Source organism: Streptomyces sp. NBC_00370 (assembly GCF_036084755.1).
GTDB lineage: Bacteria > Actinomycetota > Actinomycetes > Streptomycetales > Streptomycetaceae > Streptomyces.
Genome location: NZ_CP107968.1, coordinates 2,197,081 through 2,216,601, shown reverse-complemented (window position 1 = coordinate 2,216,601; position 19,521 = coordinate 2,197,081). Strand labels below are relative to the sequence as shown.

The window sequence follows — 19,521 nt, the reverse complement described above, 5'->3', positions numbered from 1 at the left end:
GACCGGATCCGGGGCTTACCGCTGTCCGAATGTCCGCGTGGTGTGTTCGCGTGGTGCGGGTCAGCCGATGAGCTGGTCCGACCGCTCCGGCGACTCGATCCTGGACGTCCCGGAATTGCGGACGTGCAGTTCGTGCACCACACGCTCGGTTGTCGACTCGTGCGCGATCAGATCGCCGAGCGCGACCACGGCGAGACCGATGGCGTTGGCGAAGATCAGCCAGTGCTGAGCGGTGCCGGTGAAGACCAGCGGTGTGATCAGCGACCACAGCGCGACGAGCGCCAGCGCGCCGTGTGCGAGCTGCTGATGGGTCCGCCTGGCCACAGCGGCCCCGGCGGCAGCGGCGACGGCGAACGCGGTGGAGACACCGAACGCGAGCCAGTGAGCGGGTGTCGCTGAGAAGCTCATCGCGGAGACCACCAGAAACGCACCGCCGACGACGGCTGTGGTGTCAAGCGCGAAACGAGAGCTGAGCGCCATGGTTGAAGCACCTCCCCGGTATCGGCGAAGAACGCCGAACCGACCATAGAAGAACAGGAAGTGAGTCGGATCGGGGCGCAGTTGATGCGCCGGGCTGGCTCGCTTGCCTCCGATTCATTGTTTCGGAGACATAAGTAGTAACCGCGTGAAGTGCTCGGTCCATGTCCGTTTCTGCCCGAAAATTAGTGTGACCTGCATCACATTCACACCGTCAGGTGTCGAGTACGGACATGTCGAGCCGACCGAGCCGCTCCGGCTCCGCGATCACCTCGATCCCGGTGATCATGAGTGACGAGTAGACTACTTTCCGTGCCGGTCGGCGTGCGAAGGGGGCCTGGTGGAAGCCGAGTTGATGGCGTTGGCGACAGCGGGCGCGACGGCGCTCGTCCAGCAGATGGCGACGGACGGCTGGACCCGGGTACGTGAGCGGATCGCCGGCTACTTCGCCGGACGCGGCTCCGCCGACCTGGATTCCGTCCAGTCCGATCTGGACACGTCCCAGGCCGAACTGGCCCTGGCCCGGCGCGAGGACGACGCGGAGGCGGCCGCCGACGTACTGGCCGACTGGCGCGGCCGGCTGCGCCGTACGCTGCGCGCCGATCCGGAGTCCGCAGCCGAACTGCGATCGCTGCTGGACGAGTTGGCCGGTGAATCCGCGACCGGTGGGAGGACCGATGTGCACAACACCATCAGCGGCGGTACGCAGCACGGCGCCGTCGTCCAGACCGGGACGATCGGCAGCCTGCATTTCGGCAGGGAGAGCTGACCTGCTGACGCGGTCGGCCCGGGGGGTTACCGCGCCCGGTCAGGCCCTGTCCGGCCTAGTGGCTCGCCGCCCACCGGGTCAGTGTGGCGAAGTCCGAGGCGCGCAGCCCCCGGCGCGGATGGATCCGCAACAGCAGCGCCGGGGCGTCGTGATGGGCCGCCACATATGCCGTGTCCCGGGCCGTGATCATGTCGTCCACCCACGCGAAGGGCCGCCCCGCCGCCCACTTCAGCAGCGGACGCGTCTTCCAGTACAGCCCGTCGGGATCCCGGGCGAACAGCTCCGGCCATTCGATCACCGGCAGATCGGCCGGCAGCCCCACCACCGGCGCGATCATCTCGTTGGCCTCGTGCATCCAGGTGGTGGCCCAGGCGAGTTCGTACGGCAGCGCCGTCAACTGGGCGCCGTGCGCGGGGTTCAGCCGTACCCGCAGACCACGGCGGTGGCTGCGGGAGCCGGGAGTCTGGCGCGCCAGCCAGGTGGCCGGGTGCAGCCGGGTGGTCGTGTAGCCGCGCGGTCGCGGGAGGCGAGCCGCGTACGGGTTGAGGGGGCCGTCGACATCGAGGAGGAGCAACGGGCGGGCTGTCATGGGGAAGTGCTGCCCGGTGCGGGCGCCCCGCACACGGTGAGCCCTGGCCGACCGGGGCGCCGGTTCACTGGCGGTAGCCGCTCAGGAAGCGGCCGATGCGGCTGATCGCCGCGTCCAGGTCGTCCGCGTACGGCAGGGTCAGGATCCGGAAGTGGTCGGGGCGCGGCCAGTTGAAGCCGGTGCCCTGCACGACCTGGATCTTCTCCTGCAACAGCAGGTCGAGGACGAACTTCTCGTCGTCGTGGATGCGGTGCACCTTCGGGTCGAGCCTCGGGAACGCGTACAGCGCGCCCTTCGGCTTGACGCAGGACACCCCGGGGATCTCGTTCAGCTTCTCCCAGGCGCGGTCGCGCTGTTCGCGCAACCGGCCGCCGGGGGAAGTGAGTTCATGGATCGACTGCCGGCCGCCGAGCGCTGCCTGAATGGCGTACTGGGCGGGCGCGTTGGCGCACAGCCGCATCGAGGCGAGCGTCGACAGGCCTTCCAGGTAGCTGCGCGCGTGCTGCTTGGGTCCCGTGACGACCAGCCAGCCGGACCGGAAACCCGCCACCCGGTACGTCTTCGAAAGACCGCAGAAGGTGAGGACGACGAGATCGGGCGCGAGGGCGGCGGCGCTGTGGTGCACCGCGTCGTCGTAGAGGATCCGGTCGTAGATCTCGTCGGCGAAGACCATCAGCTGATGGCGCCGGGCGAGGTCGAGGATCCCCTCGACGATCTCCCGCGGATAGACCGCGCCTGTCGGGTTGTTGGGGTTGATGATCACGACCGCCTTCGTCCGGTCGGTGATCTTCGACGCCATGTCGTCGAGGTCCGGGTACCAGTCGGCGGACTCGTCGCACATGTAGTGCACCGGCCGGCCGCCGGCCAGTGTCGTGACAGCCGTCCACAGCGGGAAGTCCGGTGCCGGGATGAGGACTTCGTCGCCGTCCTCCAGCAGTGCCTGCACCGCCATCGAGACCAGTTCGGAGACGCCGTTGCCGAGGAAGATGTCGTCGACGGTGACATCGGGCAGCCCCATGTTCTGGTAGCGCTGCGCGACCGCGCGGCGCGCCGACAGTACGCCCTTGGAGTCGGTGTAGCCGTGCGCCTGCGGCAGCATCCGGATCATGTCCTGGACGATCTCCTCCGGCGCCTCGAAGCCGAAGGCGGCCGGGTTGCCGGTGTTGAGGCGCAGGACCGTGTGGCCCGCCTCCTCCAGCGCGTCGGCGTGCTCGATCACCGTGCCGCGGATCTCGTAGAGGACCTCACTGAGCTTGCTCGACTGCCGGAATTCCATGCGGTGGCCTCCCCGACCTCATTGCGATACTTGGTTTTACCAAGTGCGAGCTTGGAAAGTCCAATGACATGTCTAGACTGCGACGCATGCCACCACGCCGCCGAAGCTACGACCAGTACTGCGCAGCCGCCCGAGCCCTCGACGCGGTGGGCGACCGCTGGACGCTGCTGATCGTCAGGGAACTGCTCGCAGGGTCCCGTCGCTACACCGATCTGCACGCCGATCTGCCGGGCGTCAGCACCGATGTGCTCGCCTCCCGGCTCAAGGACATGGAGCGGGACGGACTGGCGACGCGCCGCAAACTGCCGCCGCCCGCAGCGGCCTTCGTGTACGAACTCACCGAACGGGGGCGGGGGTTGCTGCCCGTCCTCGACGCACTGGCGACCTGGGGCGCACCCGAACTGGCCGAACGCAGGCCCACCGACGCGGTGCGGGCCCACTGGTTCGCCCTGCCGCTGCTGTCGCTCTTCGACCAGCTCGGCACCCCGGGCACCGTCGAAGTGCGCCTGGACGAGGGGGTGTTCCACATCGTGCTCGGCGACGGGGCGCCGGTGTACGGCGAAGGGCCCGCGCCGGCCCCCGACGCCCGCCTCGTACTCGACGCCGACACGTGCCGTGCGGTGGGCGGCGGCGCGCTGGCGGTGGAGGACGGGGTGCGGGACGGGCGGATCGAGGTGTCGGGTGAGGGCGGTATCGCGAAGGTGCTGCGCGGGGAGTGAGCGCGGGCCTGGGGCCCTGGGTCGGCTACTCGCAGGCGACCCCGTCGCCGTCGCGGTCGAGGTGCGCGCCGTAGCCGGGGTCGCCGGAGTGGATGGGCGCGGCGCCCGCGGCCCGTACGGCGGTGCAGTTGGCGTAGTACGTGTCCGAACTCCCGCCGCCGCTCGATCCGTTGCCGCTCGTGCCACCGCCGCTGGTGCCGCCGCCTCCGCTTTGTGCGCGGGCCGTGACGGTGACCCTGACCTTGGCGGTGTGCGTCGCCGTGACCGTGACCGTCGGCGCGGGTTCCGGCGCGTCCGGTGTCGCGGTCGCCGTCTGCGTCTCGGTAGCCGTGGCCGTCACCGTCGCCGTCGGCTGCGCCGAGGTGTCGGCCGCCGCCTTGACCTGCGTACCGCCTGAATCGCCCGCACCGCCGATGCCCACGCCGATGAACAGCGTCAGCAGGAGAGCGGGTAAGACGATCCGCTTCCTCGCCCAGCGCGGCCGCGCCGGTGTGTTCGGTGGTGGCTGCGGTGGCCAGGCCGGCTGTGGTGCCGTGGGATACATGAGGTGCCCCCCTCGTGCGATGTGAAGCATGGTGTGAAGGGGGACAGTGTGTTCCTGGAACGCGCTTTCCGTACCCAGTAGGGGGAAATCCGGTAGTTCCGTCTCCAACCGTCTCCGTCGCCCGTCCGATGGATGATGGACGGGTGCAACTCGAAGCGATCACCTGGGACCGGCTGACCGACGCCCTCGCCGACCGGGTCATGGAGACCGGAGCGGCCGACGGCGGCGCCTGGCCGCGCGTCGCCTTCGACGGCGCGCCCGCCGCGCGCCCCGGCGAACCGGCGGAGGCGCTCGCCGAGGCGCTGCGGCTGCGCGGCCGTTCGGTGCTGGTGGTCGGCACCGGCGGATTCCTGCGCCCCGCCTCGCTGCGGTACGAGTACGGGCGCGAGGACCCCGACACGTACTACGGCGGCTGGTTCGACACCGGCGCGCTGTGGCGCGAGGTCTTCGGACCGCTGGACCCGGGCGGCACCGGACGGGTGCTGCCCGACCTGTGGGACCCGGCCACCGACCGCGCCACCCGCAGCGACCGCCACGAACTGCCGCCGGGCGGCGTGCTGGTGGTACACGGCCCGCTGCTGCTGGGCCACTGGTTCCCGTTCGACCTCACGGTCCACCTGCACCTGTCCCCAGGCGCACTCACCCGCCGTACGCCCCCCGCCGACCGCTGGACCCTCCCGGCCTTCGCCCGCTACGAGGAGGAGGTGGACCCGTCCGCGACGGCCGACGTGGTCGTACGGACGGACCACCCGGACCACCCGGCCTGGGGCGGCCTGAGCGCGTGAGACGTCCGCGCCGAGCGCCGCGGTCGGGGTCGCGCCCGGACGTCCGCTACGTCCCGGCGTACCCGTCCGGCTCCGGAGGGCGGCCGCCCGGGAGTGTGACCGACAGGGCTCCCGCCCGGCAGCCCGCAGTCGCCGCCGCGGCGAGGTCCGCGCCCGCCAGGCGCGCCGCGAGGTACGCGCCGGTGAAGGCGTCGCCCGCGCCCGTCGAGTCGACGGCTCGCGACGGGGGCGCGGATACCCGGGCCGTCACGCGGCCTGCCTGCGCGACCAGGGCGCCCGCCGCGCCCAGGGTCACCACCGTGACCGGGACGTGACGGCTCAGTGCGGCCGCCGCCGCTTCGACGTCCGGCAGGCCGGTCAGCAGCCGGGCCTCGTCCGCGTTCGGGAGCAGGGTCTCCACGCCGGCCACCTCCGTCAGGAACCGGTCGGCGCCGAGCTGTCCGATGAAGCCCGTGGACGCCGGATCCACGCTCACCGGGATGTCGCGCTCGCGCGCCGACGCCATCGCCGCGCGGGCCGCCCGGCGGCTCGGCCCGGCGAAGAAGAGATAGCCGGAGAGATGCAGCCGGCCCACCCCGTCCAGCAGGGACGGCGACCAGTCGGCGGCGGTCAGCCGCAGGGCCGCGCCGCTGTCGGTGAGGAACGTACGCTCGGCGGCCCGGTCGGCCGTGTCCACCAGCGAGATCACCGTCGCCGTCGCGACCCGCTCGTCCACGACGAAGGCCGCCCGTACACCCGCCCGGCGGAGCACCCGCTCGTGCCAGCCGTGCGCGTCGGCGCCGACGCGCGCCAGCAGCGTCACCTCCGCGCAACCCGAACGGGCCGCCCAGCAGGCCGCGTTCGCGCCCGCCCCGCCGGGCAGCGTCCGGATCTCGGCGACGGTGTCCGTGCCGTGCGCGAGCGGTGGCCGGTAGCGGGCCACGACATCCGTCACCACGTCCCCGACGACGAGCAGCCCGGGTGTCACCGGGCGCGCGCCACGGCGATCCGCGCCGCCAGCTGTACGTTGCCGCGTACGGCCGCGAGGTTGGCCTCCAGCGAAGCACCGCCGGTCCGCCGCGTCAGCTCGGCGAGCAGGAACGGGGTGACGGCCTGCCCGGTGATCCCGCGCCGCCCGCTCTCGGCGAGCGCGTCCGCCAGCACCCGGTCGTGCAGCTCCGGGTCCAACTGCTCCGCTTCCGGAACCGGGTTGGCGACGATGACCGCAGCCTCCGGGCCGCCCAGGGAGTCCTGCGCGGCCATCACGGCCGCCACTTCCTCGGGCGTACGGACCGTCCAGTCGACCCGCTCGCCCGACGACGCCAGATAGAAACCCGGGAAGTACTCGGTGCCGAAGCCGAGGACGCCCACGCCCAGCGTCTCCAGACGCTGCAAGGTCGCCAGTACGTCCAGGATCGACTTGACTCCCGCGCAGACGACCGTGATCCGGGTCCTGGCCAGCAGCCGCAGGTCCGCCGACTCGTCCTGTGTTTCCGTCCAGCCGCGGTGGACCCCGCCGAGGCCGCCCGTCGCGAAGACCCGGATCCCGGCCCGCGCGGCGAGGAACGCCGTCGCCGAGACGGTCGTCGCCCCGCTCGCTCCGGTGGCGAGCGCGGGCGCCAGGTCGCGGTGGCCGAGCTTGCGTATCGAGTCGTCCTGGGCGATCCGCTCCACCTGGTCCTTGGTGAGACCGACATGCGGCCGCCCGTCCAGCACGGCGACCGTCGCGGGAACGGCGCCGCCGGCCCGTACGAGCGCTTCCAGCTCCTCGGCGACCGCCAGATTGCGCGGGCGCGGCAGCCCGTGCGCGATGATCGTCGACTCCAGGGCGACCACGGGACGGCGCGCGGCGACCGCCTCCCGCACCTCGGGGGACAGCTGCACAGAGATCTCAGACATGTCCCATCCTTGGCGCGCGGGAGGCGCCCGCAAACGTCCGCCTGCGACGGGGCTCCGGCGGCGCTCCGACCACGCCGCCTCCGAGCCCTCGACGCTGTCGGCTACGCCGCCTTGACGTTGTCCAGCGCGCCGTTCGGGTTCAGGACGTACTTCTTGCTCGCGCCCTGGTCGAACTCCGCGTAGCCACGCGGCGCGTCCTCCAGCGAGATCACCGTCGCGTTGACGGCCTTCGCTATGTGGACCCGGTCGTGCAGGATCGCCTGCGCGAGGCCCCGGTGGTACTTCATCACCGGGCACTGGCCCGTGCTGAACGTGTGGCTCTTCGCCCAGCCAAGACCCAGCCTGACCTTCAGCGTCCCGGACTTGGCGTCGCTGTCGACGCCACCCGGGTCGTCGGTGACGTACAGCCCGGGGATGCCGAGCGCGCCGCCCGCCCTGGTCACGCCCATCAGCGAGTTGAGCACCGTGGCCGGCGCCTCCGCCGTGTCCACGCCGTGCGCGCGGGCCTCGAAGCCCACCGCGTCGACCGCCGCGTCCACCTCCGGTTCGCCGAGGATCTCGGCGACCTGGTCCTCGACGGTGCCCTTGGTGAGGTCGACCGTCTCGCAGCCGAAGCTGCGGGCCTGCGCCAGCCGCTCCGCGTTGAGGTCGCCGACGATCACGACGGCGGCGCCGAGCAACTGGGCCGAGGCCGCGGCCGCGAGACCGACGGGCCCCGCTCCGGCGACGTACACCGTGGAACCGACGCCCGCGCCCGCCGTCACCGCGCCGTGGTAGCCGGTCGGGAAGATGTCCGACAGCATCGTCAGGTCGAGCAACTTCTCGCGCGCGGCCTCCCGGTCGGGGAAGGTCAGCAGGTTGAAGTCGGCGTACGGCGCCAGGACGTACTCCGCCTGACCGCCGACCCAGCCGCCCATGTCGACGTACCCGTACGCGGCCCCCGGCCGGGCCGGGTTGACGTTCAGACAGATACCGGTCTGGCGCTCCTTGCAGTTACGGCACCGGCCGCACGCGATGTTGAACGGCACCGACACGACATCGCCGACGTTGATGAACTCCACGTCGGAACCGCGCTCGACCACCTCGCCCGTGATCTCGTGCCCGAGGACCAGCCCCGCGGGCGCCGTGGTGCGACCACGCACCATGTGCTGGTCGCTGCCGCAGATGTTGGTCGCGAGTACCTTGAGGATCACGCCGTGTTTGAGGCTGCGCCCTACGTTCTCCTTGGCCACGCCGGGCCCGTCCTTGAGCTCGAACGTCGGGTAATCGGTGTTCTCGACCTCCACCTCACCTGGTTTGAGATATGCGACCGCCCTGTTTCCTCCACTCATCCTTACTCGCCGTCCCTTCGGCTCGTGTCGTCGGTGGATGGTTCCGATGAATCGGCTGCGATGACGCGCACGCACTCCGTTTCACATTAGGCCGGTCGGGCGAAACGTGACAACAGCTGGCAAATACCCCAGAAGGGTGACCGCCTCAGAACAACGGCTGCGGCAGCACGCCTTCCAGAGCCAGCAACTGCCGCTTGGTCTCAAGCCCGCCGCCGAATCCGCCGAGACCGCCGCCGCTCTCGACCACCCGGTGGCACGCCACCACGATCGGCAGCGGATTGGACCCCATCGCCGCGCCGACCGCCTGTGCGGCCCCTGGCTGGCCCACCCGCGCCGCGAGATCGCCGTAGCCGACCACCGAGCCGTACGGCACCCCCGCCGCCAGCTCGCGCAGCACCTGGCGGTTGAAGCCCGTGGACAGCGACCAGTCCAGCGGCAGCCCGAACTCGCGCAGCTCGCCGGCGAAATACGCCGACAGCCGGCGTATCGGCTCGGCGAGCCGGCCGGTGGCCGACCGGGTCAGCTCGGCGCCGAGCCGGTTCCGCAGCTGGTCGAGCGCCTTGTCACGTATCCGTTCCGTGGCGTGGAAGACGACGGTCACCAGCCCCTGCTCGGTTGCGGCCAGCAGCAGCGGCCCGATCGCGCTGTCGACGACGGCCCACTCCACCGACTGCGCCGGCCTGTCATCGCTCGTGGAGATCATGCGGACCACCGTAGGCGGCGCCACTGACAGTCGGGCCGGCCGCCGTAGATCCAGGCCCGCTGTCCGTGTCGACAAATCGCTGGTGAATATTTGCTTACCGGGGTCACGGTCCTAACCTCGCCGGACCGGCACTCGCGCACGGACGGCACGGGCAGCAGGGACAGCACGACCAACAGGGGTGAAGGGCCTATCGCTATGCAGGGCACAGTCGACGGATTCAGCTACGGCCTCGTCACGCCGGTGGCCGCCTTTCTCATGGCGTGCCTGGGCGCGGCTCTCGGTCTGCGCCGAACCGCGAGACCCCTGCGCGAGCGGCGGCCGTGGAAGCCCGCCGCGCTCCTGCTGGGCGCGGCGTCCATCGGCTGCGGGGTCTGGACGATGCACTTCATCGCGATGATGGGGTTCACAGTCGCCGAGGTGCCCGTCGACTACGACGGACCCACGGTCTTCGCCGGGCTCGGTGTGGGCACTCTCATGATCGGGATCGGGATCTTCATCGTGGGCCGGCGCGGCTCGACCCCGATGGGACTGGCCACCGGCGGCACCGTCACCGGGCTCGGCATCGCCACCATGCACTTCCTCTGCATGGCGGGGCTCCGGCTGCGCGGACACCTCGAATACGACACGGTGACCGTCGTGCTGTCCGTCCTGATCGCCGTCGCGGCGGCCGTCACCGCGCTCTGGGCGGTCGCCGCGCACCGCGGCCTCGGCGCCAGCCTGGCGGGCGGGCTGCTGATGGGCGGCGCCGCGACCGGTATGCACTACACGGCGATGGCCGCGGCCGACGTGCACCTGGCGGCGCCCGCAGCCACGGCCGCCACCGGCGGCACCGACGCCCGGCTGCTGCCGATGCTGCTCGGCCCCGCCGTCTTCCTGCTCCTGGCGGCCGTGATCGTGCTGTTCGAACCGAGGCTGCTGCTGGACGCCCCGGACCGCCCCGACGACCCCGGCCGGCCGGCGGGACGGCGGCCCCGGCGCACCGGCCCCCTCGTACGCGGCGCCGTGCCCGCCCAGCGGACCCGGCGCGGCCGGCAGCCCGGCGCGGGAACGGGCCGCGCCGCCGGTCGCACGACGGCGGGACGGGGCCCTCACGGCGGCTCCGACCTGCACGAATGGTGATCCCGCCGGGGTGCGCCGGCCATGATCGACGGCCGCTCGCCGCCCGACTGTCAGTGCGGGGTCGTACGGTGGATCCATGCGGCCCGTTTCCCACATCGAACGTACGGTGGCGCCTTTCGAGGTCGTCAGTTCCTACCAGCCCAGCGGTGACCAGCCGACCGCGATCGCCGACCTGGAGCGGCGCGTCCGCGGCGGCGAGAAGGATGTCGTCCTGCTCGGCGCGACCGGCACGGGCAAGTCGGCGACGACGGCCTGGATGATCGAGAAGCTTCAGCGTCCCACCCTGGTGATGGCGCCGAACAAGACCCTTGCCGCCCAGCTGGCGAACGAATTCCGCGAGCTGCTGCCCAACAACGCCGTCGAGTACTTCGTCTCGTACTACGACTACTACCAGCCCGAGGCGTACGTGCCGCAGTCGGACACGTACATCGAGAAGGACTCCTCCATCAACGAGGAGGTCGAGCGGCTGCGCCATTCCGCGACGAATTCGCTGCTCACCCGGCGCGACGTGGTCGTGGTCGCCTCCGTCTCGTGCATCTACGGCCTCGGTACGCCGCAGGAGTACGTGGACCGGATGGTGTCGCTGAAGGTCGGCGCCGAGGTCGACAGGGACGAGCTGCTGCACCGCTTCGTGGAGATGCAGTACACGCGAAACGACGTCTCGTTCACCCGTGGCACCTTCCGGGTCCGCGGCGACACCATCGAGATCTTCCCGGTCTACGAGGAGCTGGCCGTCCGGATCGAGATGTTCGGCGACGAGATCGAGGCGCTGACCACCCTCCACCCGCTGACCGGCGAGGTCATCAGCGAGGACCGCGAGCTGTACGTCTTCCCCGCCAGCCACTACGTGGCGGGCCCCGAGCGCATGGAGCGCGCGGTCAACGACATCGAGCGCGAGTTGGAGATCCGCCTCGCGGAGCTCGACAAGCAGGGCAAGCTGCTGGAGTCCCAGCGGCTGCGGATGCGCACGACGTACGACATCGAGATGATGCGCCAGATCGGCTCCTGCTCCGGCATCGAGAACTATTCGATGCACTTCGACGGCCGCGACCCCGGCACGGCGCCCAACACTCTCCTCGACTACTTCCCCGAGGACTTCCTGCTGGTCATCGACGAGTCGCATGTCACGGTGCCGCAGATCGGCGCGATGTACGAGGGCGACGCGTCCCGGAAGCGGACCCTCGTCGACCACGGCTTCCGGCTGCCGTCCGCGCTGGACAACCGCCCGCTGAAGTGGGAGGAGTTCCAGAAGCGCATCGGACAGACGGTCTATCTCTCCGCCACCCCCGGCAAGTACGAGCTGTCCCGTGGCGACGGCTTCGTCGAGCAGATCATCCGCCCCACCGGGCTCATCGACCCGGAGGTCGTCGTCAAGCCCACCGAAGGGCAGATCGACGACCTGGTGCACGAGATCCGCAAGCGCACGGAGAAGGACGAGCGGGTCCTGGTCACCACCCTCACCAAGAAGATGGCGGAGGACCTCACCGACTACTTCCTGGAGCTGGGCATCCAGGTCCGGTATCTGCACAGCGACGTCGACACGCTGCGCCGCATCGAGCTGCTGCGCGAGCTGCGCTCCGGTGAGTACGACGTACTGGTCGGCATCAACCTCCTGCGGGAGGGCCTCGACCTGCCCGAGGTGTCGCTGGTGGCCATCCTGGACGCCGACAAGCAGGGCTTCCTGCGCTCGGGCACCTCGCTCATCCAGACCATCGGCCGCGCCGCCCGTAACGTGTCGGGCCAGGTCCACATGTACGCGGACCAGGTCACCCCGGCGATGGCGCAGGCCATCGACGAGACGAACCGGCGCCGGGAGAAGCAGGTCGCCTACAACACCGAGCGCGGCCTCGACCCGCAGCCGCTGCGCAAGAAGATCAACGACATCGTCGCGACCATCGCGCGCGAGGAGATCGACACCGAGGCGCTGCTCGGCACGGGCTACCGGCAGGTGAAGAACGGCAAACCGGCCAAGACCCCCGTCCCCTCGCTCACGGCGCACACGCCCAAGGGCGGCAAGGGCGCGGCGAGCGCCGCCGTGCTCACCGACCGGCCCGCCGCCGAACTGGCCGGGATCATCGAGGAGATGACGGACCGGATGCGGGCCGCCGCCGCCGAGCTGCAGTTCGAGGTGGCCGCCCGGCTGCGCGACGAAGTGGGCGAGCTGAAGAAGGAGTTGCGGCAGATGAGGGAGGCGGGGCTGGCCTGACGCCGGTGCCGTCGGTGTGTTGCAACACCGACACAAAACCGGCCCGAGCCTGCTGCCGCTCAGGGACGACTGCGTAGGGTGCTGCGCAACCGCACACGGACGGTTGCGGGGGACCATTCGAGAAGGGGACAGCGCGTGGTGGATGCATCCAAGGGCAGTGCGCCCGGGGGCCCTGGGGTCAATCTGACCAAGGGACAGGCCATCAGCCTGGAGAAGAGGGGCGGCGGCACACTGACCGCCGTGCGGATGGGGCTCGGCTGGCAGGCCGCCCCGCGCCGAGGGCTGTTCGGCTCCCGCACCCGCGAGATCGACCTGGACGCCTCCGCGGTGCTGTTCGCCGACAAGCAGCCGGTCGACGTGGTCTTCTTCCGCCACCTCGTCAGCGACGACGGCTCGGTGAAGCACACCGGGGACAACCTCGTCGGCGGCGCGGGGCAGGGCGGGGACGACGAGGCGATCCTGGTCGACCTCCAGCGGGTGCCGGTCCATATCGACCAGATCGTCTTCACGGTCAACTCCTTCACCGGTCAGACGTTCCAGGAAGTGCAGAACGCGTTCTGCCGGATCGTCGACGAGACCAACGGCCAGGAGCTGGCCCGCTACACCCTCGACGGCGGCGGCCAGTACACCGCGCAGATCATGGCGAAGGTGCACCGCTCAGGGACCGGCTGGCAGATGACCGCCCTCGGCAACCCCGCCAACGGCCGTACGTTCCAGGACCTGATGCCGGCGATCCTGCCGCATCTGTGACGGGGGCGCCGGCGACGGCGCCGTAACCGCGAGACTCACCGTGAGCGCAGCTCCCGGCGGCCAGGCCGCCGGGAGCTGCACCCGTGTCACACCACTCAGCACCACCGGACGACGTACGACCGACGAGGGGACAAGCCGATGACGGCGGAGCTGGTCCGGGGGCAGAATCACCCCCTGCCGCACACCCGGCTGGAGATCCGGGTGACGGCCGGCGCGCCGCTGCTGGCCTGCGCCACGCTGGGCGACGCGAAGGGCACCGTGCTCGGCACGGAGTGGATCGCCCACCCCGGCTCGCCCACCCTCCCCGGCATAGAGGTGTCCCGCCAGGCGGCGGCCGGACTGCGTTTCCACGTCGATCTGGAGGCCGTGCCCGAGCGGGCGCATCTGGTGCATGTCCTGCTCGCCCTGCCCCGAGGTGTGGGCGGCCCCGCGCACTTCGGCTCGACCGCCGCCCCCTACGCCGCCGTCACCGCCACCGACGGCACGGAAGTGGCCAGCTTCACCCTCACCGGGCTCGACACCGAATCGGCCGTCGTCGCGCTGGAGCTCTACCGCAGACAGGGCGCCTGGAAGGTCAGAGCCGTCGGCCAGGGGTACGACGGCGGCCTCGCCGAACTCTTCGGCGACCAGGGACTGCCGCAGCCCGCCGTCTTCGCCGCCACCGTCCACGACGCGGTGGCGCTGCATCTCGCGGACGCCGTGCAGGCACCGCGGGCCCCCGAGCCGCCGCAGGTCCCGAACACCCCGCAGTCCCCGCCGCCCGCACAGTCCCCGCACACCCCGGAGCGGGACGGCGCGCGCGCCGTACGCGACAGGGCCGTACCGCAGCCGAGGACGGCGGGCGGCGCCGTCGACTACACCCACCCCGGGCGCCGTACGACCGCCCCGCCCACCCCGCCGCCGGCCGCCGAACCGGCAGGGGCGGGCCGCCCCGCCCGTCCCGTGGCGGGCGACGCGACCGGCTGGTCCATGGAGGAGCGGCTCTACAACCAGGTCTGGGGCATGTTCGAGGACCTGGCCCGTACCGCCGCCGCGTACCGCAGCGCGACGGACTTCGCCGAGTCCCGCCTCGAACAGGAACTGGACCGCGTGCTGTCCGACCCGCACAACCGGATCGGCGGGGCGGGCGACGCGGCGCGGGAAGCGGCCCGCGCCAAGCACGACCAGCTCGCCGCCCAGGCGCGGGAGGTCCTCGACCGCGACCTGGCCCAGCTCGTCGCGGAGTCCGAGGTCGTCGAGCCCGCCCTGCCGCTCGCGTACGCCCGCTGGGACAGCCCCGGCTGGCAGGGGTACCGGGTGCCGATGGAGATCCCGATGGCGCTGCGCCTCGGGGACGTCCATCTGCCCGAGCGCACGGAGCTGCGGATCCCGATGCTGGTACGGCTGCCGCTGGAGCGCGGCCTGTGGGTCGACAGCGGCAGGACCGCGTCGGACGAGGCCCTGCTGATGGACGGGTTCCAGCTGCGCCGGCTGGCGATGGAGACGGCGGTCAACCACGCGGCGCGGCTGCTGGCCGTCTACCCGCCGGGGGAGTTCACCGTCCATGTGATCGACCCGGCGGGTTCGGCCGCGGCGGCGCTGACGCCGCTCACCTCGACCGGGGTGCTCGACGCCGCGCCGGCCGCAGGCGCCGCGGGTGTGGCCGCCGTGCTCGGTGCGCTCACCCGCCGGGTCGATCTGGTCCAGATGGCGGTACGGGGCGGCGCCGCCTCGTCACTCCCGCCGGAGCTGGACACGGCGGAGCAGCTGCTGATCGTCAACGACTTCCCGCACGGCTTCGACGACCGTGCGGTGACCCAGCTCCGCTATCTCGCCGACGAGGGCCCCTCGGTCGGTGTGCATCTGCTGATGGTCGCCGACCGGGAGGACGCGAGCGCCTACGGCCCCGTCCTCGACCCGCTCTGGCGCTCCCTGCTGCGGCTGACCCCGGTGCCCGACAACCACCTCGCCGACCCGTGGGTCGGCCACGTCTGGACGTACGAGCCGCCGGCGCTGCCGCCGGGCAGTCAGGTGCTGCTCCAGGTACTCGGACGGGTGGCGGCCGCGCGCCGCGAATGGCGGCGCTGAGCTGGGCACTTGGCCATCCTTTACCTAGTGCTTTACCAAACCTTGGTCTTTGCTGTACTCTTCCTTTATCGGAGGGGAGTACTCCCGTAACGCGACGTACCCGTCAATACGGACCGCCATCGGTCCCGGGGCGCCGGCCCGCACAGCGGCAGGACCGCTCGGGTGGAAGAGACCTCCGGCAGCGACGACGCTGACAAGTAGCCGTACAACGCCGGAGGCGCAGTGGACGTTTCATTGACCCTGTGGACACTGACCATTCTCGGTCTGTCCGCCCTGATCGCGGTCGACTTCCTCATCGGGCGCAAGCCCCATGACGTGTCGATCAAGGAAGCCGGGATCTGGACGGTCGTCTGGGTGGCCCTCGCCGCCCTGTTCGGCCTCGGCTTGATGATCTGGGGGACGGGCCAGGCGTCGGGCGAGTTCTTCGCGGGATTCATCACGGAGAAATCGCTCAGCGTCGACAACCTCTTCGTCTTCGTGCTGATCATGGCGAAGTTCGCGGTGCCCTCGCACTTGCAGCAGCGGGTGCTGCTCATCGGGGTGCTGATCGCCCTGGTGCTGCGCGCGATCTTCATCGCGGCGGGCGCGGCGATCATCGCCAGCTTCTCCTGGGTTTTCTTCATCTTCGGCGCGTTCCTGATCTACACCGCCTGGAAGCTCATCCAGGAGGCGCGCTCCGACGACGAGGAAGAGGAGTTCGAGGAGAACCGCCTCCTCAAGAACATCGAGCGCCGCTTCGGCGTCTCCGACAAGTACGACGGCACGAAGCTGTTCATCCGGAAGAACGGCAAGCGGATCCTGACCCCGCTGATGGTGGTCATGCTCGCCATCGGTACGACGGACGTGCTGTTCGCGCTCGACTCCATCCCGGCGATCTTCGGCCTGACCCAGGACCCGTACATCGTCTTCACCGCGAACGCGTTCGCGCTGATGGGGCTGCGCCAGCTGTACTTCCTGATCGGCGGACTGCTCAAGAAGCTGGTCCACCTCAGCTACGGCCTGTCGGTGATCCTCGGCTTCATCGGCGTCAAGCTCGTGCTGCACGCGCTGCACGAGACGGGCGTCCATGTCCCGGTGATCTCCATCCCGGTCTCGCTCGCGGTCATCTGCGGTGTGCTGATCATCACCACGATCACCAGCCTGCTGGCCAACAAGAAGCAGGCGGAGCGCGAGGCCGCCGAGGCCGCGGAGAAGGACCGGATAGAGGCGTGAGCCAGGGCCGGGCGGTGTCGGTGCCGCCCGGCTCTCCCGGTGGGCGGGCTCAGTACGTGACGGTCACCCGTCGCGCGAGCCCGTCCACCCGCACCACCCCGCCGTACGGCACGACGAGTTGCGGGTCGGTGTGCCCGAAGTCCACGTCGAAGACGGCCACCGTGTCCGGCGCGTACACCGCGAGGGCCCGCAGGACCGCCTCCCGCTGCTCACGCGCGTAGCGCGCGGCCTGCTCGGGGCTGTTGCGCCGCTCCAGCGACCAGGTCTTGGGGCGGGCCATCAGCAGCGCGGGAAAGCGCCGCAGCAGATCCCGCTCGCCCATGGCGCGCAGGATCCCGAAGACCTCATCGGCGGCCGGCAACTCCTCGGAGGTCTCCAGGAGCAGTACACACCCGTCGTACGCGGCGGCGGGGGCGATCTCCCGGTCGGCCATCAGCAGCCAGGCCAGGATCTCCACGTTGCCGCCCCAGCTGCGCCCCTCGACGACCCGCTCGGGGCCGTGCCAGCGCCAGCCCGTGCCCGGGCGGGTCTCCGGCTCGGTCTCGAAGGTCGCGGGATCCGCCCAGTCGCGGTCCGTGTCCCGGAACCGCCCTGCGGGCCGCAGTTCGTACGGACCCGAGGTGAACAGCGCGGCCCGCAGCGACTCGGCGGTGAGCGGATCCATCGCCCCCGGCCGGCCCAGCTCGCACATCACACTCGCGCCGTGGTAGCCGACGATCCCGGTGTTCCACAGGTACGCCAGGAGATTGGTGTTGTCGCTGTAGCCGAAGAACGGCTTCGGGTTGGCCCGAATCAACTCCCGGTCCAGCAGCGGCAGCACGGTGATCTGGTCGTCCCCGCCGATGCTCGCGATCACGGCCTTCACCGACGGATCGGCGAACGCCGCGTGGATGTCGTCGGCCCGCTGCCGCGCCGTCGCCCCCATCGTCCGCGTCGACGGATACTCCACCGGCACCAGGCCGAACTCCTTCTCCAGCCGGGTCAGCCCCAGCTCGTACGGGAGCGGCAGCAGCCCCGGCAGCCCGGACGACGGCGAGAGCACAGCGACACGGTCGCCGGGACGGGGCTTGGGCGGTACGACAGGCATCGGCATGCGGCCGATCGTAAGGACGCGGCCCGCCCACGGGCGACCCGGTTTCCGGCGCCGGGGACCCGCCGTCTACCGTGAGCGGAGAAAACGGACGGCGGAGGCGGGAACGGATAAGAAGGTGCGTTTGTGCTGCCGGAACTGACGCTCGCCCGGGGGCTGTCGACGTGGCGGACCGACCCGGTGGCACTGGCCGCCGTCGGCGTCCTCGGCGGTCTGTACACGGCGGGCGTGGTCCGCCGCACCCGCTCGGGCCAGGGCTGGCCGGCGCTGCGGACCGCCGCCTTCTTCGTCCTCGGCCTCGGCATGATCGTCATCGCGACGATGTCCTCGCTGGCCGTCTACGACCGGGTGCTGTTCTGGCCCGCCGCCGTCCAGAACATCCTCCTCGACCTGCTCGCCCCGCTCGGCCTGGCCCTCGGCGACCCCCTCGGCCTGGCGGCCCCGGACGGCCCCCTGCACGCGGCGATGACCTCCCGCCCGGTGCGGCTGCTGACCTTCCCGCTGGTCAGTACGGTCCTGGTGCTCGCGTCCGAGCTGACCATCTACTTCACGCCGTACTTCGCGACCTCACTCGCCAACGGCCCGGTCCGCCAGCTGATGCACGCCCAACTGCTGCTCACCGGCTGCCTGTTCGTCCTGCCGATGCTCACGCGCCAGGAACTGCTGCCCCGTTGGTGCACCCACCCGGTCAGGGCGGGCCTGGTCTTCTTCGACGGCCTCTTCGACTCGGTGCCCGGCATCGTCGTGATGACCAGCGGCACCCTGGTGGCGGGCCACTGGTACACGACGCACCCCCGCACCTGGGGCCCCAGCGTCGAGCAGGACCAGATGCTCGGCGGCGGCCTGATGCTCACACTCGCCGAACTGGTCGCGCTGCCGTTCCTGATCGCGGTGTTCATCCAGTGGTGGCACGCGGAACGCGCCAGAACAGCGGAACTGGACGCCCACCTGGACCACGAACTGACCCCCGCACCCGCCCCTCCGCCCGCCACCCCGGCCACCCCGCTGCCCGAGCAGCCCCAGGACCGGGTACGCCCCTGGTGGGAGACGGACGAAGGAGAGGTAGGCCACCGCATGCGCCACGGCCGGGCACAGAATCGGCGATGATTTCATACGAATTGCTGCTCATCGGCGGTGGCGCGGGCGTCGGCAAGACGAGCGTCGCCTGGGAGGTGTCCGTGGCGCTCCAGGCGAGCGGTACCGCGCACTGTCTGATCGAGGGCGACTTCATGGGCCAGATCCACCCGGCCCCCGCCGACGACCCCCATCTCACCGGGATCACCGAACGGAACATCGCGGCGGTCTGGTCGAACTACGCGGCTCTCGGCCGGAGCCGGCTGATCTACACCAATACCGTGAGCATCCTCGAAGAGCCGATGATCAGCCGCGCCATGGGTGGCGAGGTCACAGCCACCCGCGTCCTGCTCACGGCCGAAGAAACCACCCTGCGACAACGCCTCGCCCAACGCGAGATCGGCTCACAACTGACCGCCCACATCGAACGCAGCCTCCACATGGCCCACCGCCTGAACACCGAAGCCCCGGCAGGCACGGCTCGTATCCCCACGGACGGCTTGACGGTGCAGGAAATCGCCGCTCAAGTGATCCGAGCCGCCGCCTGGTGAATCCGGAACCGTTGTCACGCACGCCGGAAAAGACAGATGAGAGCTGTGCGGTTGCCGGAGAGCGCTTTGCCTGTGGCCGCGGTCATGTCGGCCAGCGCCCAGCCCTCGGCCTCGATGGCTTCGATCTGTTCACCGACCCCGGACATGATGCCGGTCATATGACTGGTGGATGATGCCTCAATGATCTTGAAGGTGAGGACGTGCCGCCCTTCGGCAAAGGCGGCACGGGCGTTTCTCGTGGCCTCGTTGGCCATTGCCTGACTGATCCTGCCCATGATCCCCCCAGAGACTGCGTATGAGAGGGACATCCTCGCCGGTCCACGACCCCTGTGGACCGGCTGTCGTTGACCTGTGACATGGCGTAGACCGGGCGGAGCCGAG

Annotated in this window: 20 protein-coding genes; 10 read left to right on the top strand and 10 right to left on the bottom strand. The window is 70.8% G+C overall.

Features of this window, described 5'->3' with window-relative positions; all coding sequences use genetic code 11:
* Positions 1-60: 60 nt before the first annotated feature.
* Entirely contained in the window at positions 61-480 is a 420-nt protein-coding gene (locus tag OHS57_RS09640; protein ID WP_328581646.1) for a hypothetical protein, read from the bottom strand.
* A 337-nt stretch (positions 481-817) separates the two neighbouring features.
* Here OHS57_RS09640 and OHS57_RS09635 point away from each other — a divergent pair, with 337 nt between their 5' ends.
* A complete protein-coding gene (locus OHS57_RS09635; protein ID WP_328581645.1) occupies positions 818-1,246 on the top strand; it encodes a hypothetical protein in 429 nt (142 codons plus the stop codon).
* Positions 1,247-1,301: 55 nt separating this feature from the next.
* Here OHS57_RS09635 and OHS57_RS09630 read toward each other — a convergent pair whose 3' ends face one another.
* Positions 1,302-1,835: a hypothetical protein gene (locus OHS57_RS09630; protein ID WP_328581644.1), complete on the bottom strand. Its 534-nt coding sequence runs from the start codon at positions 1,833-1,835 to the stop codon at positions 1,302-1,304.
* 64 nt (positions 1,836-1,899) lie between these two features.
* Positions 1,900-3,111, bottom strand: coding sequence for a pyridoxal phosphate-dependent aminotransferase (locus OHS57_RS09625; protein WP_328581643.1), 1,212 nt, complete (start codon positions 3,109-3,111; stop codon positions 1,900-1,902).
* A gap of 68 nt (positions 3,112-3,179) precedes the next feature.
* Between OHS57_RS09625 and OHS57_RS09620 the strand changes: the two genes are divergently transcribed.
* Positions 3,180-3,830, top strand: coding sequence for a winged helix-turn-helix transcriptional regulator (locus OHS57_RS09620; protein WP_443042861.1), 651 nt, complete (start codon positions 3,180-3,182; stop codon positions 3,828-3,830).
* Between the two features lie 25 nt (positions 3,831-3,855).
* Here OHS57_RS09620 and OHS57_RS09615 read toward each other — a convergent pair whose 3' ends face one another.
* Positions 3,856-4,374 carry an excalibur calcium-binding domain-containing protein gene (locus tag OHS57_RS09615; RefSeq protein WP_328581641.1) on the bottom strand — a complete coding sequence of 173 codons (519 nt, stop codon included), beginning with the start codon at positions 4,372-4,374 and terminating at the stop codon, positions 3,856-3,858.
* 143 nt (positions 4,375-4,517) lie between these two features.
* Between OHS57_RS09615 and OHS57_RS09610 the strand changes: the two genes are divergently transcribed.
* Positions 4,518-5,159 carry a uridine kinase gene (locus OHS57_RS09610; RefSeq protein ID WP_328581640.1) on the top strand — a complete coding sequence of 214 codons (642 nt, stop codon included), beginning with the start codon at positions 4,518-4,520 and terminating at the stop codon, positions 5,157-5,159.
* Positions 5,160-5,205: 46 nt separating this feature from the next.
* Here OHS57_RS09610 and OHS57_RS09605 read toward each other — a convergent pair whose 3' ends face one another.
* The 4 genes from OHS57_RS09605 to OHS57_RS09590 form a co-directional block, all read right to left on the bottom strand.
* Complete coding sequence (locus tag OHS57_RS09605) at positions 5,206-6,126, bottom strand: carbohydrate kinase family protein (protein WP_328581639.1); 921 nt, start codon at positions 6,124-6,126, stop codon at positions 5,206-5,208.
* Positions 6,123-7,037 (bottom strand): pseudouridine-5'-phosphate glycosidase, encoded by a 915-nt coding sequence (locus OHS57_RS09600; protein ID WP_328581638.1) that lies wholly within the window; start codon positions 7,035-7,037, stop codon positions 6,123-6,125. The genes OHS57_RS09605 and OHS57_RS09600 overlap by 4 nt, the downstream gene beginning before the upstream one ends.
* Positions 7,038-7,138: 101 nt before the next feature.
* Positions 7,139-8,368 carry a formaldehyde dehydrogenase, glutathione-independent gene (fdhA, locus tag OHS57_RS09595; RefSeq protein WP_041990885.1) on the bottom strand — a complete coding sequence of 410 codons (1,230 nt, stop codon included), beginning with the start codon at positions 8,366-8,368 and terminating at the stop codon, positions 7,139-7,141.
* A 145-nt stretch (positions 8,369-8,513) separates the two neighbouring features.
* Positions 8,514-9,071: a methylated-DNA--[protein]-cysteine S-methyltransferase gene (locus tag OHS57_RS09590; protein ID WP_328581637.1), complete on the bottom strand. Its 558-nt coding sequence runs from the start codon at positions 9,069-9,071 to the stop codon at positions 8,514-8,516.
* 195 nt (positions 9,072-9,266) lie between these two features.
* On the opposite strand from OHS57_RS09590, the gene OHS57_RS09585 reads away from it, so the two are divergent.
* The 5 genes from OHS57_RS09585 (at position 9,267) to OHS57_RS09565 (ending at position 16,425) form a co-directional block, all read left to right on the top strand.
* Entirely contained in the window at positions 9,267-10,190 is a 924-nt protein-coding gene (locus tag OHS57_RS09585) for an MHYT domain-containing protein (RefSeq protein WP_328581636.1), read from the top strand.
* A gap of 76 nt (positions 10,191-10,266) precedes the next feature.
* Positions 10,267-12,396: an excinuclease ABC subunit UvrB gene (gene uvrB / locus OHS57_RS09580; protein ID WP_328581635.1), complete on the top strand. Its 2,130-nt coding sequence runs from the start codon at positions 10,267-10,269 to the stop codon at positions 12,394-12,396.
* A 183-nt stretch (positions 12,397-12,579) separates the two neighbouring features.
* Positions 12,580-13,146, top strand: a complete 567-nt coding sequence (locus OHS57_RS09575; RefSeq protein WP_041996669.1) for a TerD family protein — start codon at positions 12,580-12,582, stop codon at positions 13,144-13,146.
* A 138-nt stretch (positions 13,147-13,284) separates the two neighbouring features.
* Positions 13,285-15,213: a TerD family protein gene (locus OHS57_RS09570; RefSeq protein ID WP_328581634.1), complete on the top strand. Its 1,929-nt coding sequence runs from the start codon at positions 13,285-13,287 to the stop codon at positions 15,211-15,213.
* 222 nt (positions 15,214-15,435) lie between these two features.
* Positions 15,436-16,425: a TerC family protein gene (locus OHS57_RS09565; protein WP_041990897.1), complete on the top strand. Its 990-nt coding sequence runs from the start codon at positions 15,436-15,438 to the stop codon at positions 16,423-16,425.
* Positions 16,426-16,474: 49 nt separating this feature from the next.
* Here the strand turns inward: OHS57_RS09565 and OHS57_RS09560 are convergent, their stop codons facing one another.
* On the bottom strand, positions 16,475-17,518 hold the full coding sequence (locus tag OHS57_RS09560; RefSeq protein ID WP_328581633.1) for a S66 family peptidase: 1,044 nt from the start codon (positions 17,516-17,518) through the stop codon (positions 16,475-16,477).
* A 123-nt stretch (positions 17,519-17,641) separates the two neighbouring features.
* Between OHS57_RS09560 and OHS57_RS09555 the strand changes: the two genes are divergently transcribed.
* Both OHS57_RS09555 and OHS57_RS09550 read left to right on the top strand, forming a co-directional pair.
* Positions 17,642-18,622, top strand: a complete 981-nt coding sequence (locus OHS57_RS09555) for a cytochrome c oxidase assembly protein (RefSeq protein WP_328581632.1) — start codon at positions 17,642-17,644, stop codon at positions 18,620-18,622.
* Positions 18,619-19,140, top strand: a complete 522-nt coding sequence (locus OHS57_RS09550) for a hypothetical protein (protein WP_328581631.1) — start codon at positions 18,619-18,621, stop codon at positions 19,138-19,140. Before OHS57_RS09555 ends, OHS57_RS09550 begins: the two co-directional genes overlap by 4 nt.
* A gap of 14 nt (positions 19,141-19,154) precedes the next feature.
* Here the strand turns inward: OHS57_RS09550 and OHS57_RS09545 are convergent, their stop codons facing one another.
* Complete coding sequence (locus tag OHS57_RS09545; protein ID WP_041990905.1) at positions 19,155-19,394, bottom strand: hypothetical protein; 240 nt, start codon at positions 19,392-19,394, stop codon at positions 19,155-19,157.
* Between the last annotated feature and the right edge of the window lie 127 nt (positions 19,395-19,521).